Source organism: Streptomyces sp. NBC_00989, from assembly GCF_045162655.1.
In the GTDB taxonomy this organism is placed as follows: domain Bacteria; phylum Actinomycetota; class Actinomycetes; order Streptomycetales; family Streptomycetaceae; genus Streptomyces.
In genome coordinates, this window is record NZ_CP108728.1 from 909665 (window position 1) to 935691 (window position 26027).

Below are 26027 nucleotides of genomic sequence, written 5' to 3' on the forward strand. Positions count from 1 at the left end.
CCCCGACCGCCCGACACGCACAGGAGAAGCGAGCAACCCCCATGCCACTCACAACGATCGACCCCTCGACCGCGCTCGTAGTGGTCGACCTTCAGAAGGGCATCGTCTCGGCCCTCGCAGACGATCCGATCACCACCGCCGCCGTCAAGCAGGCGACCCACCTGGCCACCCAGTTCCGGCGGCACGGTCTTCCCGTGGTCCTGGTCAACGTCACCGGACGCGCTCCGGGACGTACCGACACCAGTCGGTCCGCCAACACACCTTCCCCGCCCGCCGGTTGGGCAGACCTCATCGACGAACTCGACGTACAGTCGACCGACCACCTGATCACCAAGCGGCGGCGCAGCGCGTTCCACGACACCGGACTCGACACGCTCCTACGGGACTTGGGCGTCACCCAGGTCGTACTCACCGGCATCGCGACAAGCTCGGGCGTCGAGTCGACGGCACGCTCGGCCTCCGACCACGGCTACCACGTCGTGCTGGCCACCGACGCCATGGGCGACCCCGACCCCGAGGCCCATCGCCACAGCGTCGAGCGCGTCTTCCCCAAGCTGGGCGAGACCGCGACCACCGCCGAGGTCGTCGACATGGCGGAGGCGACCCGATGACCCTGCTCGGCCGACTCCTGAAGAACCGCAAAGCGGGCGAGACGCACACGGCGTGGAACCTGCCCAACCTCCAAGGCCCCGAGCAACTGACGCTCACCAGCGAGGACTTCGGCGACGGCGAGGTCATGCCGCTGAAGCAGTGCGCGAAGCAGATCGGCGGCGCCGACCTGTCCCCTCGGCTGGCCTGGACCGCGCTCCCACCCGGTACCGCCCAACTCCTCCTGGTCGTAGAGGACATCGACGTCCCGATGGCCAAGCCCGCCGTGCACTGCCTCGCCTTGATCGACCCGTCGGCAGCCGAACATCTGGAGCCCGGCGCCCTGTCCGCACGGCAGCCCGGCTCGGGGGTGCGGATCCTCCGGTCCACCATCGGACGGGGCTACCACGGTCCCGCGCCCATCAAAGGCCACGGCCCACACCGCTACGTCTTCGAGCTGTTCGCCCTCTCAGCCGCTGCGGACAGCGCCCCCACCACACCACCGATCGACCAGGCCCGACCCCGCGCCTTCCTGCCCACCGTCACCGCGCCCGTCCTCGGCCGCGGCCGCCTGACCGGCGTCTACGAACGCTGAGCCGCCGACACGGCCGCCGCGGCACTCCGGTACGCCGCGGCGGCCGCGTCCCGTACCGGCAACGCACGGTGCGTGTCGGAGAGGATCTCCACACCCCAGGGCCCGCGGAAGCCGGCCGTACGGAGCGCTGCGATGATCCCTGGCAGATCGAACGAGCCCTCTCCGCACAGGCGTCGGCGATGCACGGTGTCCTCGAAGAGCGTGCCGATGACGTCATCGTCGGCGTCGTTGAGCTCCACGCCCACGATCCGCGACCCGGGTACGTCGGCCAGGTCGGCCGGTGGGGTGTGGGCGCGCTCGACGTGCCAGACGTCGATGATGAGGCCGCCCGCCGGGTGGCCGGCGGCCTCGACGAGCCGTAGTCCGTCGTGCACGGTCTTGAGGTTGGACCAGGGAAGCGGCTCGACTCCGAGACGGGCGCCCACCCCGTCGGCCTGGGCCGCCAGCAGGGCGAACTCCTTTGCCCAGACGTCGAGTTCCCAGGGTTCGTCCGCCACGTCGGGGCCGATCTTGAAGGTGCGGGCGCCGAGCGCCTCGATGGCCTTCAGCATGCCGACCCGGACGGTGTCCGACGCGACCCGCCGGGGTCCGTCGGCCCACCAGTCGGTCAGCAGCTCCAACTCGACGTGACGGATCCCGTTGCCCTCGAAGAGGGACCGGATCCCGGCGATCCCGTACGCGCGCTCGGCCTCCACCAGGTCCGCGTACAGCAGCCCGAAGGCGGTGAATCCGGCGTCCCGCGCCGCTTCCACCCGCTCCCGCAGGTCCAGCGGACTGCGCTGGTCATCCTGATCGGGAGCGGTGTCACCCGCCGTGGTCCAACAGGTGGCCAGAAATTCGTCAGCGGTCACTTCTGATCCCCGGATTCCTCGTCACCGCATCGGGCCGAAGCCATCAACCATCAGGCGTCAGGCCCGTATACGACTATGCCTACGCCTACGCGACGCCACGCAGTACCGAGCGCAGGTGCTCGGCACTGGCCCACACGTCCTCGACCGGGCCCTTCGCCTTGGGCTCCTCGGTGAGGATGGTGTCCTGTTCGAGGACGTACCAGCCGTCGTAGCCGCGGGCGCTGAGGTGGGTGACGATCGCCTCGACATCCACGTCGCCCGCGCCCAGCGGGCGGTACATGCCCTTGCGTACGGCGTCGGTGTAGCTGAGCTGGCCGTCCTGGACCTTGGCGGCGAGGGAGGCGTCCACGTCCTTCATGTGGGTGTGGGCGATGCGCTCGGGGGCCTGCCGGGTGAGTTCGGCGGGGTCGGTGCCGCCGATGAGGAGGTGGCCGGTGTCGAGGCAGAGGGAGATCGCCGAGTGCTCCAGGACGCGTCGGACCTCGTCGCCGTTCTCGATCATCGTGCCGACGTGCGGGTGCAGGACGGCGCGGACACCGCGTTCGGCGGCCAGCGAGGCGAGCCGGTCGAGGTTCGACAGCAGCAACTTCCAGCCGTCGGCGTCGAGTTCGGGGCGGGAGTCGTAACCGTCCTGGCCGGTGATGGCGGACAGGACGAGCACCTCCGCCTTCGAGGCGTCGTAGCCCGCCAGGAGCTGTTCGGCCTCGGGCAGCGGGTCGTGGCCGGGCACGTGCAGCAGCAGCGGGGTGAAGCCGCCGACGGCGTGCAGGTCGTGGTCGGCGAGCGTGCGGGCCATGGCGTCGGGCGCGCTGGGCAGGAAGCCCTCGGGGCCGAACTCGGTGGCGGCCAGGCCGACTTCACGCATCTCGTTGAGCACCCGCTCGGGCGTCAACTGGTAACCCCAGCCGGGCACTTCGCACACACCCCAGGAGATGGGAGCGCCGGCGATCCTGTTCAGGGGGGAGGTGGTCATGCTGTGGCCTTTCCGAGCTTCCGGTGGGGGTGGGCGACCGCGGCCGGCGGCGTGACGTCCTGGGTCCGTCTCTCCCCCGCCGACGCTTCTTGCCATCGGCGTGGGACGAGCAGTTCCACAGGCGCCATCGCCTTCTCCCTCGAGAGACCACCAAGGCTGACGCGGTACCGATCAGCCGACGGCCAGGCCGTTCACACGGGCGCAACGCTAGACCGGGTGCGGGGCAACATTGAAGGGGTGAAATCCATCATTAACCCGTCATCGCATACATCTTTTTTCCGTCATCCGTGCCGCCGCCGGTACATTCGCCCGGGATTGCGGACCGTGCGCGGTGAAAGGGGTTCGGGCTCATGACAGATCGCGTGGTTCCGTCTCGCGTGGTGGCCGCGGAGCGGATCGCCTCCGAGCTGGGCTTCGAGCTGAGCTGCATCCCCGAGGTGGGCAGGCTGCTCAAGGTGACCGCCGCCGCGAAACCCCACGGAGTCGTGGCGGAGAGCGGCACCGGCTCGGGTGTGGGTACCGCCTGGCTGCACAGCGGGCTCGGTGCCGGTGCCTGTCTGGTCACCGTGGAACGGGATGAGGGGTTGGCCCGTCGCGCGGCCGGTCTCTTCGCGGACGACGACCGCGTCGACGTCCTCACCGGGGACTGGCGGCTGCTTGAGCGGCACGCCCCCTTCGACGTCTTCTTCTGCGACGGCGGCGGCAAGCGCGACGACCCCGAGCGAGTCGTCTCGCTGCTCGCTCCCGGCGGCCTCCTCGTCTTGGACGACTTCACCCCGTCGCCCCACTGGCCACCACGCTTCGGCGACGAAGTGGACCAGCTGCGCCTGTTCTACCTGACCCATCCAGCGCTGGACGCCACGGAAGTACTCACAACACCCGCCAGTTCAGCGGTCGTTGCCGCACGCCGCCGCTGACGGTCACTGGGGCGGCTGCTTCAGGAACACCGCCAGTCCGGTGAGGAGCCGGTCAACGTCCTCGACGCTGGTGTAGGGCGCGAGCCCGATGCGCAGACCGCCGGAGTCGCCCAGGCCGAGCCGCCGGGAGGCCTCGATGGCGTAGAAGGAGCCGGAGGGCGCGTATACGTCGCGTTCCGCCAGGAAGCGGGAGGCGTCCTGCGTACCCAGCACGCCGAAGGCTTCGTCCAAGGTCAGCAGCACAGTCGGCGTGCGATCGGCCGCCTTCGAGTGCACGGTGATCCCGTCCAGGGCGGCGAGCCCCTGGTCGATGCGCGTACGCAGGGTTTCCTCGTGCCGGTGAAGCGCGGCGAGACTCGCGGTCAGCCGCTCGCGACGACTGCCGCCGGCGTCCATGTCGAGGCGTGCGAGGACGTCGACCGCGGTACGCGTCCCGGCGAGCAACTCGTAGGGCAGGGTGCCGAGTTCGAAGCGTTCGGGCACGGCATCGGAGGACGGGAGGAGCTTGTCCGGCCGCAGGGTCTCCAGCAGCTCGGGCCGGGCGGCGAGGACGCCGTGGTGCGGACCGAGGAACTTGTACGGCGAGCACACGAAGAAGTCCGCACCGAGTTCGCCGATGTCGACCAGGGCGTGCGCGGTGTAGTGGACACCGTCGACATAGACCAGCGCACCCGCCTCATGAGCCAGCCGGGACATCTCGGTGACCGCGGGCCGGGTACCGATCAGATTGGACGCCGCGGTGACGGCGACCAGCCGAGTCCGGTCGGACAGGACGGCGCGGAGGTGATCCAGGGTGAGTTCGCCGGTCGCGGGGTCGAAGTCCGCCCAACGGACGGTGGCGCCGACCCGCTCGGCGGCCTGAACCCAGGGCCGGATGTTGGCATCGTGGTCGAGCCGGGTGACGACGACCTCGTCTCCGGGCGACCAGGTCGCGGCGAGGGTGCGGGAGAAGTCGTAGGTGAGCTGCGTGGCACTACGCCCGAAGACGATCCCCGAGGCCTCCGCCCCAAGAAGATCGGCCATGGCCTCACGGGCCCCGGTGACGATGGCGTCGGCGTTACGCTCCCCCGCCGTCACCTGCCCCCGGTTCGAGAGGGGATTCGCCAACGCCTGCGTGATGGCCTCGATGACCGGTCGCGGCGTCTGGGTACCCCCGGGCCCGTCGAAGTGGGCCGGCCCACCGCTCAGGGCGGGGAACAGGGCGCGCAGGGCGGAGATGTCGTAGGCCACGGAAGTGAGCTCCTGTCGATGCCGTGTGCGGGCCTCGGGGCCCCGGGTGTCCACGACGATCATCGGACATCGAGGCGGTTCGGGGCAGTGGGCGAGGGCTCGGTGTCCCGTTCGGCTCGGCCGACATGCGCCGCCGCCGCACGAGCCCCCCACCCACGGGGACCGGCGAAGCTCCACCACACGGCCGCACCCCACGAAGACCGGCGAAGCCCGGTCTTTCAGGGGCGCGGGGAACTGCGCGACCAGCCCCCACCGCCCCGCACCCACAAGACGACCCAAAGCCCGCGACGCCGACAACTCCCGTCCCAGAAAACCCGATTGAGCACCCCTCGAAGCAACAGCCCAACACCTCACCGCCCCACCCGCCGCGGCAGCAACCCGATCTCCTGCGCCCGCAACACCGTACTCACCCGATCCCGCGTCCCCAGCTTCCGGTACAGCCCCTCCACATGCTTGTGCACCGTACGCACGGAGATACCCAGCCGATGAGCAATGGCCGAAGCCGTAAGCGCATCGGCAAGCAGCAACAGCACCGTGACCTGTCGAGGTGTGAGCCGGGAGTCCGCCGACGCCTCCGGCGCCTCCTCCGGTGCGGCAGTCGCGCGCCAGCGTTCCAGCAGCTGGCGCTGCTGTTCCACCCCCGACAACAGGGGCTGCAACTGCTCAGCCGCCCGCACATGGTCCTCGGTGAAGTCCGCCCCCGCACGGTAGACGAGACATCCGGTCACCGGCGTGGTCGTCCCGGGCAGAGGTATCGCCAGGACGTGGTCGGCGTCCATCAACCGGCTGATCGTGCCCGCGGTGCGGCTGCGCGCCCACCCGTTGCCGGCCATCCGGCGGGCGGTCCCCGGCCGGCGGACGGCACCGGCCCTGGCGTAGTGGTCCGCGAAGGGGTAGCCCCGGCGCAGCACCCCCATCGTCTCGTCCCCGATGTCGTCGATCCGCCCGATGTGCGCCGCGGCGGCGGGCGAGAGTCCCATCGCCCCGGTCCGGTCCGTCCACTCGCCGAGTTTGTAGATCAGCGCCTCGCCTCCGCACAGGCCCGGCAGGGCCGCGGCGACCATCGGCCACAGCCGCTCGGGTTCCCGTTCGTGCAGAGCCGCCACCGCGACCGCCAGCATGCGTTCGTACGCCCCGGCCGGCCCGCCCGTCATACGCCCTCACGATCCCGCGTGTGTCACGTCCACGTACGCGTGTACGCACGTACGTACTTCTCCCCATACCACCACGGCCACGGCACCCGGGAGAATTCACAGCGTTCCGGCAGCGCCCGCGACCGTATGGATCAAGGGAGTTGACGGTACGGATCCGCCTGCGCGGGGGACAGGCGGATTTCGGCCGTCCGGGTCAGGAACCCGGGACGGGAAACAGCAGGCAGCTGCTCGTGGCGTGCGCGAGCAGCCGGTCCTTCTCGTCGAACAGCTCGGCCTGGGCGAGCGCGGTGCGCCGTCCGCCGTTGAGCACGGTGCCTATGGCGCGGACGCGGCCGGTGTCGGCCGTGATCGGGCGCAGGAACTTCACGGTCAGGTCGAGCGACGTGTATCCCATGCCCTGCGGCAAGGTGGACTGCACGGCGCAGCCGGCCGCGGAGTCGAGCAGTGTGGCGTAGACCCCGCCGTGCACGCTGCCGATGGGGTTGTAGTGCTCCTCCCCCGGTATCAGGGAGAACACCGCGTGCCCGTGCTCCACCTCGTCGAGCGTGAAGTTCAGGGTGGCCCCGATGGGCGGCGCGGGCAGGCGTCCGCCGATCAGTTCCCGCAGGAATTCCAGACCCGTGGCCTGTCCTACGGCGGCTGCCGAGACCCCCGGATCCTCCCACTCGTACGTGCGTGACCGTCCCATACGGTGCTACCTCCCCAGCTGGCTTCCTGAAAAGAAGCTAGATCTCTCCGCAGCTGGCTGTCAATGACAGAGCCAGGTGGCTAGGGTGGTCGCATGGAATGGCTCGACGTGAGCACGGAGAACTGCCCGGTCCAGAGCACACTCGATCTCGTCGGCGAGAAGTGGACGCTGCTGATCCTGCGGGACGCGTTCATCAGGGTCCGGCGTTTCGACGACTTCCGGCGCCATATCGGGCTCTCGGACGCGGTGCTCGCCGACCGGCTCCGCAAGCTGGTCGCGGTCGGCATCCTGACGACCGTGCCCTACCAGCAGGCGGGGAGCCGGACCCGGCACGAGTACCGGCTGACGGGCAAGGGCCGCGATCTGTGGCCGGTTCTCATGGCCCTGCGGCAGTGGGGCGAGACGTATGCCGCCGACCCCGGGGGGCCGGTTCTCGACGTACGGCACACCGAGTGCGGTGCGCCGGTGCGGGTGGTGGTGGAGTGCGACGGGCCGCATGGCGCGCTCGCACCGACCGAGGTCACGGCCGCGCCCGGACCCGGGGCGCGGCCGGTACGAAGTCCGCTACCGGAGTGAGCGCTTGGGCGACGCGGAGCCGACCGTGAGCTCGGTTCCGTCGCCCCGGTGGACGGTGGCCGTGGGGAACAGCGGTGCGCTGCGCGTGAGTTGGGCGCTGCCGGGGACCTCGGGGTACAGGCCGAGGCTCGCCCACACCGCCCAGGACGACATGGCGCCGAGGTCGTCGTTGCCGACGAGTCCGCCGGGGGCATCGGTGAACAGCGTGGACAGCGCGCGCTGGACGACGGCCCCGGCGCGGTCGGTGTGGCCGACGTGGGTGTATGCCCAAGGGGTGCCGAACGAGGGCTCGTTGCCCAGGTAGGCGTAGGGCTGACCGGCACCCGCGTTCAGGCTGCTGAAGAAGGTGTCGAGGCGGGCCGTGACAGCGGCGTCGCCGCCCATCGCGGCGAACAGGCCGGGCAGGTCCTGCGGAACCATCCACGTGTACTGGGCCGCGTTGCCCTCCACGTACTCCGTCTTCTGGGCCGGGGTGAAGGCGGGCCAGGTGCCGTCGGCGGCGCGGGGCTGGAGGTAGCCGGTGGCGGGGTTGAAGAGGTTGCGCCAGTTCCCGGAGGCCCGCAGCAGCGTGCCGTAGGCGGTCAAGTCGCCGAGTCGGTGGGCGAGTTGGGCGAGCGCGTAGTCGGCGACGGCGTACTCGAGGGTGGTGGAGGCCGAGCCCCAGACGCCCTTGGTGCCGGCGGGGACGTAGCCGAGGGTGTCGTACTGCTCGTGTCCGGGGCGCTGGCGGTTGTCCTGGCGGTCCGCGAGGGCCGTGCGCAGCAGGGTGGCGGCGTCGAAGTCGGTGCCGCCGAAGGCGTGGATCGTGGACGCGATGGCGGGCAGCGGGTCGCCGACCATGACGCCGCTGCCGCCGTTCGCGAGGGTCCAGCGGTCGAAGTAGCCTGCCTGGAGGCCCTGGTTGAGGACGGACTGCGCGATGTCGGAGGCCTCGCGCGGGGCGAGCAGCGCCAGCAGCTGGACCTGGCAGCGGTAGACGTCCCAGCCGGAGAAGTTCGCGTACTGGACGTGCCCCGCGCTGGTGCGGTGGACGAGTCCGTCCATGCCGGTGTAGCGCCCGTCGCTGTCGCTGAAGACGCTGGGGTGCAGGAGGGCGTGGTAGAGGGCGGTGTAGAAGACCCGGCGCTGCGCGTCCGTGCCGCCGCCGACGGTGACGCGGTTCAGCCACTGGTTCCAGTCGGCGCGCACGGCCTGCCGGATCGTGTCGTACGACTGTGCCTTCTGCTCGGTGAGTGCGTTGCGGCGGGCGCCCTCGACGTCGACGAAGGAGACGCCGACCCGTGCGGTGACCGTGCGCACGCCGGGCGCGAAGGAGACCATGGCCGCGCCCGCCTTGCCGGCGGGGTGGGAGGCCTTGGCGAAGGGCTGGTCGAAGGTGGCGTGGAAGTAGAGCCGGTAGCGGTTCTTGGCCTTGCAGAAGGCGCCGCTGTCGCTGTAGCCGGAGAGTGTGTCGGTGCCGATGTCGACCGATCCGGTGGCCGCGGTGAACGCCTTGGCCGCGTCGATACTGACGGCGGCGGGGCGGGTGTCGGTCGCCGGGTAGGTGAAGCGGGCGATGCCCGAGCGCTGGGTGGTGGTCAGGTCGGTGCCGATGCCGTTGTCGAAGGTGACGTGGTAACTGCCCGGCGCCGCCTGCTCGTTGGCGTGCGAGAACGTGGCGTACGCCGGCGGTTCGGCGTCCTGCGTGGGCATAAAAGGGACGTTGCCGTAGGCCGCGCAGCCTGCTCCGGAGATGTGCGCGAGGCCGAAGCCGCGGATGCGGTTGTCGCCGTAGGAGTAGCCGCCGTGCTGGTACGTCACCGTGTCGGGGCTCCACTGCATTCCGCCGAGCGGTGCCGAGGCCCCCGGGAACGTGTTGCCCGCGCCGCCGCCGTGACCGAAGTCGGGGCCGCCGGGGGCGGTGCCGACGAACGGGTTGACGTACCGCGCGAGATCGTCGACGGCCCGGGGCCGGGGCGTCCCGTCCGCCCGGACCGGGGCGGCGGCCGCTCCGGACGCCACGAGCACCGAGGCCGCCAGGACGGCCCGAAACAGGGGAAGTCGCACCACGTTTCTCCAGCCAGACAGGGAACCCGCCGCCCGCGCGGCGCCGGACCGCGAGTGTCCCCAACGCGGCCCCACCTGCCGCGCCGCCACACCGTCCGGCCGCGAGGACCAGCCGGTCGGGTCATCATTCCGCCGCTTCCCGCCATCGCCGACAGGGTGCGAAGTGGACGTGATGCCGGCGATGTGCGGGAAGGGAGGCGTCTGGAAACATGGGCGCCTCACACGACGGGGGTGGCTGATGCGACGGGTTCGGGTGGCCCACGGGGTGATGGGTGCGGTTCTGTTCGGGGTGATGGCGGTCGGCTGTTCGGGCTCCGGGGGCGCGCGATCCGCCGAGACAGGGCATACGACGACCGCCTCCCCGCCCTCCTCCTCCGCCTCGGCCTCCGCCGTGACGCAGAGCTCCGGCGGCGGCCAGGACCCGTGGCGTGCCTGGACCAAAGACCTCTCCGGCTCGGAGGGGGTGCAGGTCTGCGGTGCCACGGCCCACCAGGTCGTGTGCGCCACCGGCGCGGACGGTTTCGTCGGGCGCTCCCGGACCGACGGCTCGGTCAGCTGGACCGTCCCCGCCGTCGGCAGCGGCAAGAACCTCGGACTCGTCGTGGACAAGGCCGACGAACGCGCGGTGACCAACGGCGGTCGCACACTGCGCGCCGCCAACCTGCGCACCGGCAAGGCGGCCTGGTCCCTCCAACTGCCGGCCGACCGCGTGTACACCGGGTTCGTCACGGCGGACGGAATCGTCTACGCGCTCGACACGTGGAGCAGCTTCGACCGCGAGGCGAACGTCGCGCTCGGCGCCTACCGGGCGTCCGACGGTACGACGCTGTGGCACCGGACCGTCGACGCCAACCGCTCCCAAAGCCCGGTCGCGTTCGGCGGGCGCGTCTACACAACCGACTCCTCGAAGGTCACGGCACGCGGCGCCCGTACCGGCGCGAAGCTCGCGGCCTCTCCCTCGGGCACCAAGTGCCCGCACCTCATCTCCGGCGGCCACTACCTCGCGTGCTCGGGCAGCGCGTACACGACCGAGGACACCTTTCCGCCCCTCCAGCGACTCGACCCGGGCGACCTCCGGCCGCTCGCCACCGCTGAGGACAGCGGCCAGAAGCCCGAACGCGCTCTGATCTCGGCCGACGGTGTGCTGATGCTCTTCGAGGTCAGTCCGGAGGACTCCAGCGCCGGGGACTGGAACGCCTACGACCTCAACCACCCGAAGAAGCTGTGGAGTTACTACACGACAACGGATGCAGCCGGCCTGGTCGGCGGGCGGTTCGTGACCTTCACCCCCCGCAACGACGCCGCCACCCGGGGACACATGATCAGCATCGACCTGCATGCCGGACCGCACGCGAAAGGTGATGCCGCACCGCGCATGGCACCGGCCTACCCGGAGACCGTGGGCAGCGCGTACCCGGCGCTCGTCATGCCGGGAGGCGACCCGCACTACGTCGTCATCGAAACGATGGTCCATCACATCCTGCGGTCGCTGCCGCTGCCCTAGGAACAGCTGCCCTAGGCGCAAGTGCCCTTGGAACAGACCAGGATGACGGGTGGCATGGTGATCGACCACGATGAGGCGGGGGCCGTCCGGCCGTCGACGCTGGCTTGGGTGAGCCGGCAGCTGGAGGTCGGTGAGCGGGTCGCCGGAACCGAGGCGCTGCACGGCGGGATCACGGCCGAGATGAGGCGGCTGACCATCGGTACGCGGGACGGAGGTACGCGGGACCTGGTGCTGCGGAGCTTCGTCGACCCGTACTTCGTGGAGCAGTCCGAGGACCTGCTGACCCGCGAGGCGTACGCCCTCACCCTGCTGGCGGGGACCGCCGTGCCGGCTCCTGGGCCGGTCGCCGTCGACGCGACCGCCAAGCACTGCGAGTACCCGTCGCTCCTCATGTCCCATCTCCCGGGCCGGACGGTCCTCGACGACGAGGAGTTGGAGGCGCGCGTCCCGCTGCTGGCCCGTCAACTCGTGGCGATCCACGCGCTGCGACCCGCCGACCGGCCCCAGGAGTACAAGGCGTGGACGACCGCTGACAACGTCGTCCCTCCATCCGGCGCCGACCCGGTGACGTGGGCCGCGGCGGCCGATGTGATCCGCAAGCCCGCGCCCCCGTACGAAGGGCGTTTCCTGCACCGGGACTTCCACCCCGGCAATGTGCTGTTCGATGTGTCGCCCCCGAGCACGGCAGGTCCCCGTATCACCGGGGTCGTCGACTGGGTGCGGACCTCCTGGGGGCCGGCGGATCTGGATGTGGCGCACTGCTCCAGCAACCTCGCCATGCTCCACGGCCCCGCCTGGGGTCTGCGGTTCGCCGAGGCGTACGAGGAGGCCGGCGAAGTGCTGGCCGCGACCGAGGACGAGCGGTTGTACTGGCGGTTGCTTGACGCCCTGGCGTTCGCGTCCGATGCGGAGTGGGTGGCGCGGCCGTGGCGCGAGGCGGGGAGGGCGGAGCTGACGACGCGGGCCGTGGAAGAACGGCTGGATGCCTACGTCGCCGCTCTGCTGGACGCGCTGGGCTGAGCCCGCGTGGGGCGGCTCGCGGGGGGGGCGAACCGGTCTCAACATCCGTCACCTGGGCCCTTTCTGACGGGCCGTCCGGTGCGGTTCAACCCTGGGACCGTCCGCCCCTGTTCAGTCCCGCTGGCCGGCTCGGACGACTCGGTCGACGACCTCCTCGGCCCGCTTCGGTTGTTCCGCGAACCAGTCGCCGAGGTGCTCCCGGACGGCCTCCGCGACGCAGACCCGCACATCGGTGTTGCCCAGCAACGTGCGGGTGGCGCCGAGGTATTAGGGTTCGTCGAGCTTCACCGAGACGACCGCGGTGAGGCTCTCTACGATCAGGTCGGCGCGGGCATCGAGGCCGGACGCAGCCGGCAGCTTTCGTTCCCGTGCGAACTCGGTGACCGCCGCGACCACTCCGTCGTGGAAGCCGTCCAGGTGTGTGCCGCCCGCGTGAGTGGCCAGGCTGTTGGCGAAGCCGCGTATCCGCGCGCCGCGGGAGTATCCCCACAGCAGGGCGACCTCCATCGTCCCTGCCATTCTCGCGTCCTCCCGTTCGAAGCCGAAGACGTCCGCACGGGGGCACGCCCCCGCTTCCGCGTCGAGGGCGGCCACGAAGTCCCGTACTCCGTCCGGGAATTGGAACAGCACCCTGCGGGGCCCGTCCGCCGGGCGTTCGTCGGTCAGCGAGATGGCCAAACCCCGGTTGAGGAAGGCCGGTTCCCGGAACCGCTCCGCCAGCACGGGGAACGAGCACCATGTCGTCTCGAAGATCTCGGTGTCGGGCCAGAAGGAGATGGTGGTCCCGCTTCCGGTCGCCGAGCCCGCTTCTCCGGTCAACGACCCCTCGGCGCAGGGCTGTTCGACCTCGACACCGCGCGCGTACTCCTTGACCCACCGGGTCCCCTCGCCCCGCATCTCGACCGTCAGCCGACTCGACAGGGCGTTGACGACGAAGAGCCCCATGCGGAAGGGGGCGATGACCGTAGTGCGCCGCCCGATGGGGCCGGATCCGACATGGAAACTGGTCAACTGCGCTTCGAGGTCCGGGCCATGGGCCTCACCACCTCCCGCACCATCATCGACGACCCGCACGCCGCCGTCGGCCGTGAGCGTGACGTCGACGGAGCCGGCGCGGCCCGCGAGGACCTCGCTCACGGCCCGGTCGACGACGTCCAGCACGAGGTGGTACAGGCCGCGTTCACCGGTCGAGCCGACGTACATCCCGGGCCGCTTCCGAACGGCCTCCCTGCCCTCCAGCACCTCGATGTGAGCAGCGTCGTACTTCATGCCTTCCGCACTCACGAAGACCCCTCCCATGACGTCCGGTTGATCACCCCAGCGTAGGTGAAATCAACGAAAACACCAGGTCAGAGCCGTTTCATCGAAGCCGCGGACGGGCGGGTGACGGCGTGCCGGGAAGCGGGCGGCGCAGCCTTCGCGCACCACACCCGGAACTCGCCCGAGGGCCCGCCGAAGCCGTGTACGGCCCCGCTCCGGACGCCCCTGGAGGCCTCAATTCCAGTGTGTGGCAGACCAGTCGGGGAAGTGCGGAGGACGCGGTGAACGACGACGTGGATACGGCCGGAACGACGCTCAGTCGCTCCGCGCCGGGGCCGCCAACTTCGCTATGTCCTCGATGAGAGGTCGGCAGTGGGAGAAGTCGTCGCGGGACACCGAGAGCCGGCGCCCCGCCGCGGTGATGCCGTACATGGGCATGATCGGGTTCCTGATCACCCGTCGAACCTCGGTCACGTCGCGCCAGGCGCAGACCGTTTCGCTGCCCGCGCCGTACGTCTCGACCATCCCGCCCTCGAAGTGGACGATGCCGCCCTCGGCGTTCCGCCACAGGAAGCGGACGGAGAGGAAGGTGGCGACGATGACCACAAGACAGATGACGACCCCCGCGTAGGTCTTGCCGGACACGCCGTCGTCGAGGGTGTCGACCACTACGACGGGCATCAGGACGGCCACGAACCCGTAGCCCGACACCGCGAGCAGCCACGCGCCGAACCGGGAGCGGTCGTAGACGGCCTTCAGCTCGCCGAGCCCGGCCCGCCCGGCGGCACGCACCGCCGCGTCACGTGTCTCCTGGCTCATCCTCGACATCGCGCCCCCGCCAACCGGAATGGACTTCAGTCCGTCTTCGATCCGCCGTCACCATCGCACGGCGGAAATACCCCACCGGCGCCCGGCCAACCGGCGACGCGGAAGCGTATGCGGATCACGACCGTCACACGTCACCGTGCCTACGGCGCCGCCAGGGCGGCCAGTTCCGAGTCGAAGAACAGCTCCGGGTCGAACCCCATGCCCGTGAAGTGGCCCGCGAGTTCCAGGGACAGGACGCCGTGCAGACGGGTCCAGAAGGTCAGGGCGCGGTGGAGGGCCGCGGGTGGGGCGGGGTGGTCGCCCGCCCAGTGCCGGTGGGCTCGCAGGTCGACCTCGAACGGTGTCTCGGGACCGTCCACGGGCAGCTCCGCGCTCGCGTCCAGCAGGGTCGCCATGATCTCGGACGCGATGCCGGTGACGTCTTCGGGTGCGTGGTAGCCGGGGACGGGCGTGCCGTAGATGAGGAAGTAGCGCTGGGGGTCGTCGAGGGCCCAGCGGCGCAGGGCGTGGGCCAGTCCAGGCAGGCCGGTGCCGGACTCGGCGGCCGTGCGGCAGGTGTCGGCGAGGCTGCGGTACGCGTCCCGGATGAGTTCGGTGATCAGGTCGTCGCGGCTGGCGAAGTACCGGTAGAGGGCGGGTCCGCTCATGCCCATCCGCTTGGCGATCGCGTTGAGGGAGAGCGCGGAGGCGCCCGCCGTGGCGATCTGTTCCCGTGCGTGTTCCTTGACCTCCGCGCGCACCTGGTCGCGATAGCGCTCGCGCGGGGTCTTCGTGCCCGTTTCCGCCATGACCGGCCGCCTTCCACTCCTACTGGTCTACATGCTCAAGCTTCAGTTAGAAGCTATCACGATTGCACTTGACGACCCCTTCTCGCGTGCGTTACAACTTATAACGAACACGAAGGCACCTAGCTCAAAACGGATCGCAGTGGAGGTCACCATGAGCAGCACGGACAACACGAACCACGTGGACAACACCACCGACGCACTCGTCGAGGTCGTCCTGCCGGGCAAGGTGGAGCCGGAGGGCCTGGAGGTGCGGCACGGGGCCGTCCCCGTCGCGGGCCCCGGCCAGGTCGTGATCCGGATGGAGGCGACCGGGGTCTCCTTCGCCGAGCAGCAGATGCGGCGCGGCAAGTACTACGACCAGCCCCCGTTCCCGTTCGTCCCCGGCTACGACCTGGTCGGCACCGTCCAGAGCACCGGCGCCGGCGTCGAGCCGGGCCTGGCCGGCATCCGAGTGGCCGCGCTGGTCAAGGTCGGCGGCTGGGCCAGCCATGTGCTCGTCGACGCGGCCGACGTGGTGCCGGTGCCCGAGGGGATCAGCGCGGCCGAGGCCGAGACCGTGGTCGTCAACGGCATCACGGCCTGGCAGATGCTGCACCGCAAGGCCCGCGTCCGCGCCGGCCAGACGATCCTGGTGCACGGCGCGAACGGCGGCGTCGGCACCGTCCTGGTCCAACTCGCCCACGCCGCAGGGGTGAACGTGATCGGCACGGCGTCCCCGCGCCACCACGAGGCGCTGCGCGAGCAGGGTGTCGAGCCCATCGACTACCGCGCCCCGGACCTCACCGCCCGCGTCCGCGAGCTCTCCCCGCGCGGCGTGGACGCCGTCTTCGACCACGTCGGCGGCCCCGGCGTCGTCCGGTCCTGGCGCCTCCTCGCCCCCGGCGGCACGCTCGTCTCCTACGGCAGCGCCTCCACCCGTGACGACGAGGGCTCCAAGCAGCTGCCCGTGCTCAAGATCCTGGGCCGGGTCTGGGTGTGGAACGCGCTGCCGAACGGCCGGCACGCCTACTTCTTCAACGTCTGGGCCGGGCGGGCCCTGAGCAAGAACAAGTTCCGCGCCCAGCTGAGCGCCGACCTCACCCAGGTCTTCGCGGCCCTCCAGCGCGGCGAGGTCAACGCCCAGATCGCTGCCCAACTGCCGCTCGCCCGCGTCGCCGACGCCCTGCGCCTGGCCGAGTCCGGCACGGTCGCGGGCAAGGTCGTCCTGACGCCGTGACGCGCCCCTCCCTCACCTCTCCCCCGCCCGACTCGGAAGGACCTGCCGTGACCACCGTCCCGCCCGCCCGCACCACCCGACGTCACCGCGCCCGGCTGCTCGTCCCGGCGGCACTCGCCGTCCTGGTCTGCACGGCCACGACCGCCACCGCGTCCGACTCCTCACCCAGGACCACTGCGGCAACGGTCACGAGCGTCCGGAGCCACCACGAAGCCGCGCAGAAACCGAAGGCGATGCTCGACGACTGGCTCCGGCTCTGGAACGGTGACTACGACCGGGCGCCGGGCATCATCTCCCCCGCCTTCAGAGTCCACGCAGCGCTCCTCGACGGCGGTGACGGCAGCTCGATCCGGGGTGTCGACGGACTGGTCGCGTGGATCACGCAGACACGCGCGGCGTTCCCGGACCTCCGCTTCACCGAGCAGGTCGCCCCGCTGGTCGACGGTCGCTACGCGTCCATACGGTGGACGGCCACCGGCACCTACGCCGGCGGCTTCCCCGGTGCCAAGGCGGAGCCCGGGACTGTGGTCACGTTCACCGGCACCGACACACTCCGTATGCGCGACGGCAGGTTCGTGGAGTACTGGGTCAACACCGACACCCTCCAACTCCTCACCCAGCTCAAGGCGTTGTGACACCCGGGCGGCTGTCAGGCGCTCCACGCCTCGACATGCCCGAGGACATAGTCGGCCAGCTCGGCCGGCTGCAGGTTGAGGGCTGCCACGGCCGGACGGTTCAGCGGGACCCTGACCGGTTCGAAGTCGCCCGTGTCGGGGTCGTCGAGTTCGGGACCGTGCCGGCGGTCCAGGTCCATGGCCAGCAGGTCGGCGAGGAAGTAGTGCTGGACCACGGTGCTCATCCCGCGCGGTTCGGTCAGGGTCAGGAACTCGGTGGCCGGGCCGATGGTGGCACCGATCTCCTCCAACACCTCGCGCCGCAGCGCCGCTTCGAGGTCCGCGTCCTCGGGCTCGACGCTCCCACCGACGGTCGTGCAGTACGGATCACCGCCGGGCCAGCCCCGCTTGAGGAACACCAGATGACCGTCGTCGAGCAGCACGACACGCGCCTTGTGACGAACTCTCATGTCCCCAACGGTAGTGGGCCGACCAGCAGTTCACCCCCGAAGCCGGCCGGCCCATGCACCGCCCTACCGCACGAGCCTCCACTCCTGCGAACCGTCCGCCGCCGTGTTCTGCAAGGTCAGCGGCGCCCCCTCGGACGCTCCGGTCAGGTACAGGCTCGTGTTCTTGACCGACTGCAACCTGTAGAACCCGTCACCGGTGCTCACCAGGTTCCAGCTGCCGGTGGCGCTGTTGTCGACCCACTGTCCGATCCGCTGGCCGACCGTCGCGTTGCCGGTCCAGATCGCCGCCGCACGGCCACCCGACTTGTTCAACAGCGTGACTCCGCCGTCCGGTTCGGTCACCACGTGCCAGTACTGGGTGTCCGGGTTCGCGGCCGAGCCTCGTGCCTCCAGGACGACATCGGGGACGTTCCCGTTGCCGATGTTCGCGTCGTTCGTCCTCCCACCGGTGCCGATCACCTGGCCGGTCCTCCGGTTCACCAACCGGTAGTAGGCGCCCTTCGACCGGCCGAGGTCGACCTCGGCGTAGGCGATCGTCGAGGTCCCCTGGTTGTTGAGGATCGCTATGCGGCCGGTGCCGTCGACGTACTGCAGATCGCGGCTGTATCCGGCCCGCGAGGTCGTCTGATACTCCTCCCAAATCCCGTTGCTGCGACCGCTCTTGTTGACCCAGACGTTGCCGCTGCCGGCCGCGTTGTAGACCAGACCTCCCCCGGGCAGCCTGATGACGACCGGACTGCCGCCCGTCGCGAGCGCACGGGAGCCGGTGTCGACCGGCAGCGAGGTGACAGCGCCGCCGGTCGCCGAACTCCCGTGGAAATCAAGCGGGTTGTCGGCGAGCACGTATCGGGTGTTGACTCCGCCGCCCCAGTACTCGTATGTGAGCAGCCACTTGCCGTCCGTGGTCCGCACGACGTTCGTCATGCCCGGCCGCCCGCCGCCGATCTCCGTCTTGCCGCCACCCATGCTCTGGGTGAGTCCGGCAACGTCTACGACGGGTCCGCTCCACTGGGCGCTGCGGCCGTTCCAGGTCCGGTGGGCGAGGATCTGCCCGTGTGAATCCGTGGCGGTGTCGTTGGCGGGGTCGAGTGTCGGGACTCCGGTGGTCGCGTCGACGCCGGTGTAGTCGTTCTCGTCGGAGTAGTAGCAGACGAGTTGGCCCTTGTAGACCATCAAGTACGGCTCCCAGACAGGGTCCACCTGCTGGTGCTTGTTGGCCGTGGCGACGTTCTGCCCGATCGCGCCCGCGCTTCCGCCCTGCCAGCCGCCGGTCGCGATGACGTTGACGACCTTCCAGGACGCGCCGTCGTCGGTGCTGGAGTACAGCGCGATGGCGAGGTCGCTGCGGTCACCGTCGTTGGAGGGCACCCAGTCGGGGTCGGCCGCCTTGTGCTCCTTGTAGTACGCGTCGTCGCCCGACACCACACTCGCCAGGAGCAGGGTCCCCCGCTTCAGTTTTCCGACGCTCTGCGGAAGCGTGTAGAGGTAGGGATTGGTCCAATTGCTCGTGTACTTCGCGTACTTGGGGTCCTTGGAGAGATACGCGGGAGCCTTGACCTCCGACAGCGGTTGCCAGCTCGTCCCGTGGTCGTCGCTCTTGTAGACCGGGAGCGTCTGCCCGTCGGCACTGCCCGTGGTCGGCACGACGGTGGACTTCTCGAACGACGCGACCAGCCGCCCGCCGGGCAGTTGGGCCGACTTCGGGTAGACGGCGCAGTTGCCCCGCCCCTTCAAGCACGGTTCGTTGCCGAGCTGATAGAGGATTCCGCCCGTCGGGTCGTACGCCTGCGCGCCGGTGGCCATGGGCACCGCCAGCATCGCCGCGGCCCCGACGAACGTACCCAGCGCCTTCACCGCTCTGCTTCTTCGCACAACTACTCCTTCGCGTCGATCGGGGAAACCAGGACGCGTACGTCCCATGGGCCGAGCTCCAGCACAGCGCCCACGGAGAGGGACGTACCGTCCAGGGCGTCGGTGAGATCGACCGGCACCGCCGAACGGGCGGGCTCCCAGCTCCAGTTGTGGACGATGTGCACGCGACGACCGTCGGGCGAGGTACCGGTCGTCGCCGTGACGGACGCGGGCAGCTCGCCCCAGCCACTGCGGGCGGCCGGCGCCAGCCACTCGGCCAGCGCACGGGCGAGATCACGGCCGGGCACGGTGCCGACGCAGGTGACCCGCCCCTCCCCGTGACGGCGGGTGGTCACGGCCGGCCAACGTCCCAAGTGCGGGTGGTCGTACGTCACGAGGACCTCGGCGTCGGCGACGGTCAGGCCGTCCGCCCAGTGCGTCGCCGTCGCGGTCTCCGGCAGCGCGAGCGGGCTGCCGGGCACAGGTCGCACGGGCACGGGCTGCGCGAGGTTGCTGAATTCGTCGTACGACACTCCGGCCGCGTCGGTGAGCCGGGCGGGGGCCGGTTCGTGCCGGGCGCGTGCCTCCAGGTCGGCGTAGCCGGTGCGGGGGCCGAGGACCAGGTGGCCGCCGGCCTGCGCGTAGGCGGCGAACCAGTCGAGCGTGGTGTCGTCGGCGAGATACAGGGAGGGGACGACGAGGACGGGGTGGCGGCGGGCGGCCTCTTCCGGGGCCATGCCTTCGCGTTCGCCCCGCGGGTCGTGGAGCTGGCGCGCGTGGACGACGCGGACCTGGCGTCCGGCGTCGAAGGCGCCGCGGTAGAAGGGGTCGAGGATGCGGTGGTAGGCGGCGGGGTCCGGTTCGCCGTCCGGGGTCGCGAGGGGCGGGTGCTTCTGCATCAGCCACTTGCTGGGGGTGGAGTAGACGACGGTGATGTCGGCGTCCGGTTGGAGACCGGCGACGAGTGGCCCCACTGCCTCGAACTCCTCGCCCAGCCGGGCGAGTTCGGCGTATGTCCGGCCCGGTCGGCCGCTGTGCGGAAGGACTCCGCCCCAGTAGGTCTCGGCGCCGAAACGCAGGGTCTGCCACTGCCAGTACTCGATCATGCGGGCGCCACGGCCGACGAGAGCCCAGGCGGCCTGGCGCCACTGGCCGTCGTAGGCGGGCCTGTTGTCCCACGCCATGCCGATGGAGTTGGCGTTGGTCTCGGTGACCAGGAACGGTTCCTGGCGGGAGGAGAACATCCAGTCGGCGGTCTGGTAGAGCGACCAGACGCCGGTGGTCTTCCACTGCTGCTCGTGGGTGTCCGGGGTCGGGTCGGGCAGGAGCAGGCCGTCCTGCATGTCGTAGTACGGGTTGCCCGTGGCGATGTCGAGGCGGTCGGTGAGCTCGTCGTCCTCGACTGCCGGGCGGGTGTAGGAGATACAGGTCGTGACGAAGTGCTCGGGGCGGGCGTACTCGCGGACGATGTCGGCCTGCCAGCCGATGAACTCCGTGCACTGGCGGGCCTGGAACTCCCGCCAGGCGACGTCGTATTGAGGCTGTGCGTTGCCGTCCGGGGTCCACAGGTCGGCCCAGGTGGACAGCCGGTGGGACCAATAGACCAGGCCCCACTCGCGGTTGAGGGTCTCGACGTCGCCGTACTTCTCACGCAGGTGGTCGGTGAAGCGCTGGAAGACACCGTGGTTGTGGAACAGCTCCAGGCCCGGTTCGTTGTCGACCTGGAAGCCGATCACGGCCGGGTGATCGGCGTACCGCGCGACGACCTTCCGGATGATCCGCTCGGCGTGGAAGCGGAACGCGGGGTGGGTGAAGTCGACCTCCTGCCGGGCGCCCCAGCCGATGCGTTCGCCGGTGCGGCGCTCGCCGGTGATCTCCGGGTACTGGCGGGCCAGCCATGGCGGTACGGCGTAGGTGGGGGTGCCGAGGATGACGGAGATACCGCGTTCGTGGGCGCCGTCCAACACCGGTCGCAGCCAGTCGAGTTGGAAGCGGCCGTTCTCGGGTTCCCAGGTCGACCACACCGACTCGCCGATCCGGATGACGGTGAAGTGTGCTTGGGCCATGAGGTCGAGGTCGGTCTTGAGCTGCTCGTCGGGCCGTACGTCCGGGCCGTAGGCGGGCTGGTACTCGTGGTAGTAGGCGGCACCGAACAGAACGCGGGCGGGCAGATCCGCCATGGACAAACCTCCGGAGTGCAGGGCGTGTTGGGGGGTGTGGGGGGGGGTTACTGCTTGACGCCGCCGGTGGCCAGGCCGCTCTGCCAGTACCGCTGGAGCAGCAGGAAGGCCAGGACGAGCGGGATGATCGAGATCAGGGAGCCGGTCACCACGAGGGCGAGCATGTCGCTGCTGGCTCCGGCGCCGCCGTTCTGCGCCCGGGCGGCCCAGGAGGAGAGCCCGACCGTGACGGGGTACAGGTTCGGGTCGTTCAGCATGATCAGCGGCAGGAAGTAGTTGTTCCAGGTGGCGACGAGCGTGAAGAGGATGACCGTCACCAGGCCCGGCGCGAGCAGCCGCAGCCCGATCGTGCAGAAGATCCGGAACTCTCCGGCACCGTCCATGCGGGCGGCCTCGATGAGGCTGTCGGGGACGGCGTCCTCGGCGTAGATCCGCATGAGGTAGAGGCCGAACGGGCTGATGAGGGAGGGCAGGATGACGGCCCAAGGGGTGTTCACCAGGCCCGCCTTGGCGAAGAGCAGGTAGGTGGGGATCGCCAGCGCGGTGGTCGGGATCATGATGGCGCCGAGGACGAGGTTGAACGCGGCACCGTGACCGCGGAAGCGGTACTTGGCGAAGCCGTAGCCGGCCGCCGCCGCGAGCAGCGCGGCGCCGAGCGCGCTCGCCCCGGCGTAGAGGACCGTGTTGAGCAGCCAGCGGCCGAACACGCCGTCGTCCTGGGTGAAGGTGGCCTTGATGTTCGACAGCAGTCGCGGGGCGTGCGAGAACCACAGGCCGAAGCTGTTGAACAGGTCCTGGGTGCTCTTGGTCGAGGCGATCAGCAGCCAGAAGAGGGGCAGCAGGAAGTACGCCAGGACCGCCAGCATCGCGATGGTCAGCGGGGTGCTGCGGCGACGGGTCGACGACCGGCGCGGCGAGCGGGGCTCGGCGGCAACTCGCTTCGCCGTGCCGGTGGTTGAGGCGGTGGGCGTCACGGTGGTCATGCGGTCCTCCTGCGGTTCGCGGTGAGCAGGAAGGCGTACGACACGATCACGATGACCAGCCCGAGGATGAAGGACACCGTGGCCGCGTAGTTGGTCTGCTGGCTGATGAAGGCGACGGAGTAGGCGTAGAGGTTGGCGGTGTAGGAGCTGTCGATGACGTCCGGGGCGACGCTCATGAGCAGCTTCGGTTCGTTGAAGAGCTGGAAGCTGCCGATCACCGAGAACAGGACGGTGAGGGTCAACGCCGGGCGCAGCGCCGGGAGTTTGATGGACCAGGCGATCCGCCAGGCGCCGGCGCCGTCCATGGCCGCCGCCTCGTACAGCTCGGTGGGGATGGTGCGCAGCGCGGCGTACAGGATGATCATGTTGTAGCCGACGAACTCCCAGGTGACGATGTTCGCGAGGCTGCCGAGCATCCAGCCGTCGGTGAGGAAGTGCGGGGCCGGCAGGTGGAGGTCGTGGCTGATCTGGGCGAAGGGGCCGAAGTCGGGGCCGTAGAGGTAGCCCCACATCAGGGTGGCGATCACACTGGGGACGGCGTACGGGACGAAGATGCCCAGGCGGATCACCCGGGCCAGCCGCAGCAGGCCGCTGTCCAGCGCGAGTGCGAAGCACAGGGCGAGCAGCAGCATCACGGGGACCTGGATGACGAAGAACAGGGCGACCCGGCCTATGCCCTTGAGGAGTTGGGGGTCCTTGAGGGCGGTGACGTAGTTGTCGAGGCCGACGAACGTCGAGCCGCCGATGAGGCGTTCCTGGAAGAGGCTCAGGTAGGCGGCGTAGCCGAGCGGGGCGAGGAAGAGCAGCAGGAACAGCACCATGAATGGGGCGATGAACAGGGCGCCCGTTGTGCCGAGTTGGCGTCGGCGGGGCGGGGCCTTCGTGCGGGCCGGCGTTGTCGTGGTGGCCATGGTCAGCCTCCCTTGACCGTGAAGCCCTGGCTCTTGGCGAAGGTCGTGATGCGCGACTGCCAGGAGCCGAGCGCGCGGACGGTGTCGGTCTTGTCGGCGAGGGACTTGCCGACGGTCTCGGTCCAGTCCGTGGCCACCCGGTCGAGGAACGGCGGCCACTGGAAGGCGGGGTCGACCTGGGCGCTGATGTCGGCGAAGACCTGGTTGACCTTCTGGCCGCCGTAGAAGGCGGGGGCGTCGGCGAGGAAACCCGACTCGGCGAGCAGGGGCTTGGTCGCCGGGAAGAAGAACTGCTCGGTGGCGAACATCTTGGCGCTGGTGGGGTCGCTGTTGAGGAACTGGGCGAACACCGCTGCCTGGATGGGGTTCTTGGTGGAGCGGATGACCGCGGTGGTCGAGCCGCCCCAGTTCCCCGAGCTGGGCTTGGCCGCGTCCCACTGCGGGAGCGGGGCCGCGCGCCACTTGCCGGAGGTGGCCTTCGCCGAGCCGGAGAGGAAGGCCGGGCCCCAGGCGCCGGTCAGCCAGGTCGCGTACTTGCCCTTGTTCAGGGCCGCGTACCAGGCGTCGGTGAAGTCGGGTTCCACGCCGATCACGCCGTCCTTGGCAAGGGTGCCCCAGTACTCGCCGAGCTTCTTCGAGACCGCGTCGTCGACGCTGACGGTGATGTCGCTCTTGCCGGAGGTGACGTACGGCTTGGCGCCCGCCTGCCACAACAGGCCGTGCCAGGCGGCGACTTGGTTGGCGGCGAGGTTGGTGAGGTAGACGTCCGGGTCGGCCTTGTGCAGCTTGCGGGCGGCGGCCGCGAACTCGTCCCAGGTGGTGGGGACCTGGATGCCGTGCCGGTCGAAGATGTCCTTGCGGTACAGCATGCCCATCGGGCCTGTGTCCTGCGGGATCGCCCATATCTCGCCGCCGCTGCCGCTGACCTGGCCCCAAGTCCAGTCCACGAACGTCGACTTGAGTGCGGAGGCGCCGTAGGGACGCAGATCCAGCAGGCTGTCGGTGATGGTGAACGTCGGGATCGCCTGGAACTCGATCTGCACCATGTCCGGGGCACCGCTGTTCGCCTTGAGCGCGGTGCGCAGCTTGGTGTATTGCGGCGTGCCCTGACCGGCGTTGACGACCTTGACCTTGACGGCCGGGTACTTCTTCTCGAAGAGCGCGACCTCCTTGTCGATGTTCGGAACCCAGGTCCAGAACGTCAGTTGGGTCGGCGTCTTCATCGCCTTGTCGATGTCGGCCTGACCGACCGGCTTGCTGGACGAGCCACTCGTACCGCCACCGCCCCCGCCACAGGCGGACAGCGCGGCGGCCAGCGACAGCGCACCGGTGGCGGCGAGGAACCCCCGACGGCCAAGGGACGAGGGCGAGTTGGAGAAGGTTTCGGACATGATGAACTCCCGAGAGAGGGTATGGGTGACCGGCACACCGCCCGACGGCGTGCTGAAACTTCCGGTGAGGTGAGCGCCCCTTCAGGGGCGCGGGACTGTATCGATATGCGGCTCCGCCGCGTGGGCGCGACCAGCCCCCACCGGCCCGCGGACAAAAGACCGCGAACCCAGCGGAGCAACTAGCGCGGCGCCGCCGTAGACGCCCGGACAACGAGCTCGACCGGCGGATCGGTCATCGGCAACGGATCCGACCCGGGGTTCTCGATGGCATGCACCAGCAACTTCAGACCGTCCTGCGCCATCGCGTCGAACGGCTGACGCACCGTGGTCAACGGCGGAGTCACATACGCGGCGACCGGCGTGTCGTCGAACCCGACCACACTGACGTCCTCCGGAACCCGCCGCCCGGCCTCCGTCAGCGCCCGGATCAGCCCGATCGCCATGTCGTCATTGGCGGCGAACACCGCGGTAACGGTGGAGTCCGCGCCGAGTTCACGCCCGGCCGCATGGCCGGACGCGGCCGACCAGTCGCCCTCGACGACCGGGGGCTCCGCCCGCCCGTGCGCGGAAAGTGCGGCACGCCAGCCGTCGAGCCGGTCCCGCGCCGAGTACCAGCGCTGGGGCCCCGCCAGATGGTGGACCGTGGTGTGGCCCAGTTCCAGCAGGTGCTCGGTGGCCGCCCGCGCCATCTGGCCGGAGACGATCCCGCCCGTCACGACGTGCGGGGCGGCGAAGGGCGGGGGTGCGCCCAGGACGAGGACCGGCACGTCGACCCGCGCGGACAGCTCCGCGCCGCCCTCCTCGTCGATCGGCTCGGAGATGACGATGCCGTCGACGCCCTGGTCCAGGAGCGAGTCCACGGCTCCGGCGATGCCCGCCGACTCGCCCTCCATCGTGTTGACGACACGGAGTGCGTAGCCGGTGTCCCGTACGGCCCGTTCGACGCCCATGAGCAGCGAGGCGGGACCGTACAGAGCGGTGCCGAGCGTCACGACGCCGATGGACCGGGTACGTCCGGAGGCGAGTGCGCGGGCGGCGTTGTTGGAGCGGTAGCCGAGTTCCTCCGCCGCCGCGAGGACACGACGGCGTACGTCCTCGGAGACGTACGGCTCGTCGTTCATGACCCGGGACACCGTCTTCTGCGACACGCCCGCGAGGCGTGCCACGTCCACGCTGCGCGGCGCGGCGCCCGCGCCACGTCCTGGCACTGGTGTCATGGTGTCTCCCGATCTCCGGCAGCCGCATCCTAGCCCGGTTCCGGTCTATGACTGCGCTGTCATGACTGCGCAGTCATATCTACGCAACCGGGCGAGGCACGTCAAGACTTCGCGCAACATCCACGAAATACGGGAGGACCGGGCAGGGCGCGGGGCCTGTCCCGTACGAGCGCGGC

At 70.2% G+C, this 26027-nt stretch carries 23 protein-coding genes and 1 pseudogene; 8 read left to right on the forward strand and 16 right to left on the reverse strand.

Annotation, left to right across the window (positions count from 1 at the left end; genetic code table 11):
* The first annotated feature begins 41 nt into the window (after positions 1 to 41).
* Positions 42 to 611 (forward strand): cysteine hydrolase, encoded by a 570-nt coding sequence (locus tag OG714_RS04065; RefSeq protein ID WP_406118564.1) that lies wholly within the window; start codon positions 42 to 44, stop codon positions 609 to 611.
* Positions 608 to 1183 (forward strand): YbhB/YbcL family Raf kinase inhibitor-like protein, encoded by a 576-nt coding sequence (locus OG714_RS04070; protein WP_406118566.1) that lies wholly within the window; start codon positions 608 to 610, stop codon positions 1181 to 1183. Before OG714_RS04065 ends, OG714_RS04070 begins: the two co-directional genes overlap by 4 nt.
* Here the strand turns inward: OG714_RS04070 and OG714_RS04075 are convergent.
* Entirely contained in the window at positions 1171 to 2034 is an 864-nt protein-coding gene (locus OG714_RS04075) for a sugar phosphate isomerase/epimerase family protein (protein WP_406118567.1), read from the reverse strand. The genes OG714_RS04070 and OG714_RS04075 overlap by 13 nt on opposite strands.
* 85 nt (positions 2035 to 2119) lie before the next feature.
* A complete protein-coding gene (locus tag OG714_RS04080) occupies positions 2120 to 3007 on the reverse strand; it encodes a sugar phosphate isomerase/epimerase family protein (protein ID WP_406118568.1) in 888 nt (295 codons plus the stop codon).
* Between the two features lie 350 nt (positions 3008 to 3357).
* Between OG714_RS04080 and OG714_RS04085 the strand changes: the two genes are divergently transcribed.
* Positions 3358 to 3924, forward strand: a complete 567-nt coding sequence (locus tag OG714_RS04085) for an O-methyltransferase (RefSeq protein ID WP_406118570.1) — start codon at positions 3358 to 3360, stop codon at positions 3922 to 3924.
* 3 nt (positions 3925 to 3927) lie between these two features.
* Here the strand turns inward: OG714_RS04085 and OG714_RS04090 are convergent, their stop codons facing one another.
* The 3 genes from OG714_RS04090 to OG714_RS04100 all read right to left on the reverse strand — a co-directional run bounded on the left by OG714_RS04090 (position 3928) and on the right by OG714_RS04100 (position 6996).
* Complete coding sequence (locus OG714_RS04090; RefSeq protein ID WP_406118572.1) at positions 3928 to 5154, reverse strand: cysteine desulfurase-like protein; 1227 nt, start codon at positions 5152 to 5154, stop codon at positions 3928 to 3930.
* Between the two features lie 350 nt (positions 5155 to 5504).
* Complete coding sequence (locus tag OG714_RS04095; RefSeq protein ID WP_406118573.1) at positions 5505 to 6308, reverse strand: response regulator transcription factor; 804 nt, start codon at positions 6306 to 6308, stop codon at positions 5505 to 5507.
* Positions 6309 to 6501: 193 nt separating this feature from the next.
* A complete protein-coding gene (locus tag OG714_RS04100; RefSeq protein WP_406118574.1) occupies positions 6502 to 6996 on the reverse strand; it encodes a PaaI family thioesterase in 495 nt (164 codons plus the stop codon).
* A gap of 93 nt (positions 6997 to 7089) precedes the next feature.
* On the opposite strand from OG714_RS04100, the gene OG714_RS04105 reads away from it, so the two are divergent.
* On the forward strand, positions 7090 to 7572 hold the full coding sequence (locus tag OG714_RS04105; protein ID WP_406118575.1) for a winged helix-turn-helix transcriptional regulator: 483 nt from the start codon (positions 7090 to 7092) through the stop codon (positions 7570 to 7572).
* Here the strand turns inward: OG714_RS04105 and OG714_RS04110 are convergent.
* Positions 7561 to 9618 carry a GH92 family glycosyl hydrolase gene (locus OG714_RS04110; RefSeq protein WP_406118576.1) on the reverse strand — a complete coding sequence of 686 codons (2058 nt, stop codon included), beginning with the start codon at positions 9616 to 9618 and terminating at the stop codon, positions 7561 to 7563. The two genes, OG714_RS04105 and OG714_RS04110, sit on opposite strands and share 12 nt — an antisense overlap.
* Positions 9619 to 9886: 268 nt before the next feature.
* Here OG714_RS04110 and OG714_RS04115 point away from each other — a divergent pair, with 268 nt between their 5' ends.
* A complete protein-coding gene (locus OG714_RS04115) occupies positions 9887 to 11122 on the forward strand; it encodes a PQQ-binding-like beta-propeller repeat protein (RefSeq protein ID WP_406118578.1) in 1236 nt (411 codons plus the stop codon).
* A gap of 54 nt (positions 11123 to 11176) precedes the next feature.
* Positions 11177 to 12142 carry a phosphotransferase family protein gene (locus tag OG714_RS04120; RefSeq protein ID WP_406118580.1) on the forward strand — a complete coding sequence of 322 codons (966 nt, stop codon included), beginning with the start codon at positions 11177 to 11179 and terminating at the stop codon, positions 12140 to 12142.
* A gap of 111 nt (positions 12143 to 12253) precedes the next feature.
* Here OG714_RS04120 and OG714_RS04125 read toward each other — a convergent pair.
* The 3 genes and pseudogenes from OG714_RS04125 to OG714_RS04135 all read right to left on the reverse strand — a co-directional run bounded on the left by OG714_RS04125 (position 12254) and on the right by OG714_RS04135 (position 15018).
* Positions 12254 to 13441 (reverse strand): annotated as a pseudogene (locus tag OG714_RS04125) (DNA gyrase subunit B).
* A gap of 276 nt (positions 13442 to 13717) precedes the next feature.
* Complete coding sequence (locus OG714_RS04130) at positions 13718 to 14221, reverse strand: hypothetical protein (protein WP_406118582.1); 504 nt, start codon at positions 14219 to 14221, stop codon at positions 13718 to 13720.
* A 149-nt stretch (positions 14222 to 14370) separates the two neighbouring features.
* On the reverse strand, positions 14371 to 15018 hold the full coding sequence (locus OG714_RS04135) for a TetR/AcrR family transcriptional regulator (protein WP_406118584.1): 648 nt from the start codon (positions 15016 to 15018) through the stop codon (positions 14371 to 14373).
* Between the two features lie 151 nt (positions 15019 to 15169).
* Here OG714_RS04135 and OG714_RS04140 point away from each other — a divergent pair, with 151 nt between their 5' ends.
* Together OG714_RS04140 and OG714_RS04145 are read left to right on the forward strand one after the other, a co-directional pair.
* Positions 15170 to 16234, forward strand: a complete 1065-nt coding sequence (locus OG714_RS04140) for a medium chain dehydrogenase/reductase family protein (protein WP_406118586.1) — start codon at positions 15170 to 15172, stop codon at positions 16232 to 16234.
* A 47-nt stretch (positions 16235 to 16281) separates the two neighbouring features.
* On the forward strand, positions 16282 to 16869 hold the full coding sequence (locus OG714_RS04145; RefSeq protein WP_406118587.1) for an ester cyclase: 588 nt from the start codon (positions 16282 to 16284) through the stop codon (positions 16867 to 16869).
* A gap of 14 nt (positions 16870 to 16883) precedes the next feature.
* On the opposite strand, the gene OG714_RS04150 is transcribed toward OG714_RS04145, so the two are convergent.
* From OG714_RS04150 to OG714_RS04180, 7 genes are all read right to left on the reverse strand, one after another.
* Complete coding sequence (locus OG714_RS04150) at positions 16884 to 17318, reverse strand: NUDIX domain-containing protein (RefSeq protein WP_406118589.1); 435 nt, start codon at positions 17316 to 17318, stop codon at positions 16884 to 16886.
* A 63-nt stretch (positions 17319 to 17381) separates the two neighbouring features.
* The gene (locus tag OG714_RS04155) at positions 17382 to 19136 is read right to left on the reverse strand and encodes an RICIN domain-containing protein (protein WP_406131714.1); all 1755 of its coding nucleotides are present in this window, start codon (positions 19134 to 19136) and stop codon (positions 17382 to 17384) included.
* A gap of 56 nt (positions 19137 to 19192) precedes the next feature.
* On the reverse strand, positions 19193 to 21349 hold the full coding sequence (locus OG714_RS04160; protein ID WP_406118590.1) for a beta-galactosidase: 2157 nt from the start codon (positions 21347 to 21349) through the stop codon (positions 19193 to 19195).
* 47 nt (positions 21350 to 21396) lie between these two features.
* A complete protein-coding gene (locus OG714_RS04165) occupies positions 21397 to 22332 on the reverse strand; it encodes a carbohydrate ABC transporter permease (protein WP_406118591.1) in 936 nt (311 codons plus the stop codon).
* Complete coding sequence (locus tag OG714_RS04170; protein ID WP_406118593.1) at positions 22329 to 23243, reverse strand: carbohydrate ABC transporter permease; 915 nt, start codon at positions 23241 to 23243, stop codon at positions 22329 to 22331. The genes OG714_RS04165 and OG714_RS04170 overlap by 4 nt, the downstream gene beginning before the upstream one ends.
* A gap of 2 nt (positions 23244 to 23245) precedes the next feature.
* The gene (locus OG714_RS04175) at positions 23246 to 24634 is read right to left on the reverse strand and encodes an ABC transporter substrate-binding protein (protein ID WP_406118594.1); all 1389 of its coding nucleotides are present in this window, start codon (positions 24632 to 24634) and stop codon (positions 23246 to 23248) included.
* Between the two features lie 179 nt (positions 24635 to 24813).
* A complete protein-coding gene (locus OG714_RS04180; RefSeq protein WP_406118596.1) occupies positions 24814 to 25851 on the reverse strand; it encodes a LacI family DNA-binding transcriptional regulator in 1038 nt (345 codons plus the stop codon).
* Positions 25852 to 26027 lie beyond the last annotated feature (176 nt).

Excerpts from the sequence above, each read along its gene's own strand:
- OG714_RS04150 (WP_406118589.1), bottom strand. The coding sequence starts at position 17,318 with ATGAGAGTTCGTCACAAGGCGCGTGTCGTGCTGCTCGACGACGGTCAT.
- OG714_RS04165 (WP_406118591.1), bottom strand. The coding sequence starts at position 22,332 with ATGACCACCGTGACGCCCACCGCCTCAACCACCGGCACGGCGAAGCGA.
- OG714_RS04170 (WP_406118593.1), bottom strand. The coding sequence starts at position 23,243 with ATGGCCACCACGACAACGCCGGCCCGCACGAAGGCCCCGCCCCGCCGA.
- OG714_RS04140 (WP_406118586.1), top strand. The coding sequence starts at position 15,170 with ATGAGCAGCACGGACAACACGAACCACGTGGACAACACCACCGACGCA.
- OG714_RS04065 (WP_406118564.1), top strand. The coding sequence starts at position 42 with ATGCCACTCACAACGATCGACCCCTCGACCGCGCTCGTAGTGGTCGAC.
- OG714_RS04130 (WP_406118582.1), bottom strand. The coding sequence starts at position 14,221 with ATGAGCCAGGAGACACGTGACGCGGCGGTGCGTGCCGCCGGGCGGGCC.
- OG714_RS04180 (WP_406118596.1), bottom strand. The coding sequence starts at position 25,851 with ATGACACCAGTGCCAGGACGTGGCGCGGGCGCCGCGCCGCGCAGCGTG.
- OG714_RS04100 (WP_406118574.1), bottom strand. The coding sequence starts at position 6,996 with ATGGGACGGTCACGCACGTACGAGTGGGAGGATCCGGGGGTCTCGGCA.
- OG714_RS04095 (WP_406118573.1), bottom strand. The coding sequence starts at position 6,308 with ATGACGGGCGGGCCGGCCGGGGCGTACGAACGCATGCTGGCGGTCGCG.
- OG714_RS04175 (WP_406118594.1), bottom strand. The coding sequence starts at position 24,634 with ATGTCCGAAACCTTCTCCAACTCGCCCTCGTCCCTTGGCCGTCGGGGG.
- OG714_RS04160 (WP_406118590.1), bottom strand. The coding sequence starts at position 21,349 with ATGGCGGATCTGCCCGCCCGCGTTCTGTTCGGTGCCGCCTACTACCAC.
- OG714_RS04120 (WP_406118580.1), top strand. The coding sequence starts at position 11,177 with ATGGTGATCGACCACGATGAGGCGGGGGCCGTCCGGCCGTCGACGCTG.
- OG714_RS04105 (WP_406118575.1), top strand. The coding sequence starts at position 7,090 with ATGGAATGGCTCGACGTGAGCACGGAGAACTGCCCGGTCCAGAGCACA.
- OG714_RS04085 (WP_406118570.1), top strand. The coding sequence starts at position 3,358 with ATGACAGATCGCGTGGTTCCGTCTCGCGTGGTGGCCGCGGAGCGGATC.
- OG714_RS04115 (WP_406118578.1), top strand. The coding sequence starts at position 9,887 with ATGGGTGCGGTTCTGTTCGGGGTGATGGCGGTCGGCTGTTCGGGCTCC.
- OG714_RS04155 (WP_406131714.1), bottom strand. The coding sequence starts at position 19,136 with ATGCTGGCGGTGCCCATGGCCACCGGCGCGCAGGCGTACGACCCGACG.
- OG714_RS04080 (WP_406118568.1), bottom strand. The coding sequence starts at position 3,007 with ATGACCACCTCCCCCCTGAACAGGATCGCCGGCGCTCCCATCTCCTGG.
- OG714_RS04135 (WP_406118584.1), bottom strand. The coding sequence starts at position 15,018 with ATGGCGGAAACGGGCACGAAGACCCCGCGCGAGCGCTATCGCGACCAG.
- OG714_RS04070 (WP_406118566.1), top strand. The coding sequence starts at position 608 with ATGACCCTGCTCGGCCGACTCCTGAAGAACCGCAAAGCGGGCGAGACG.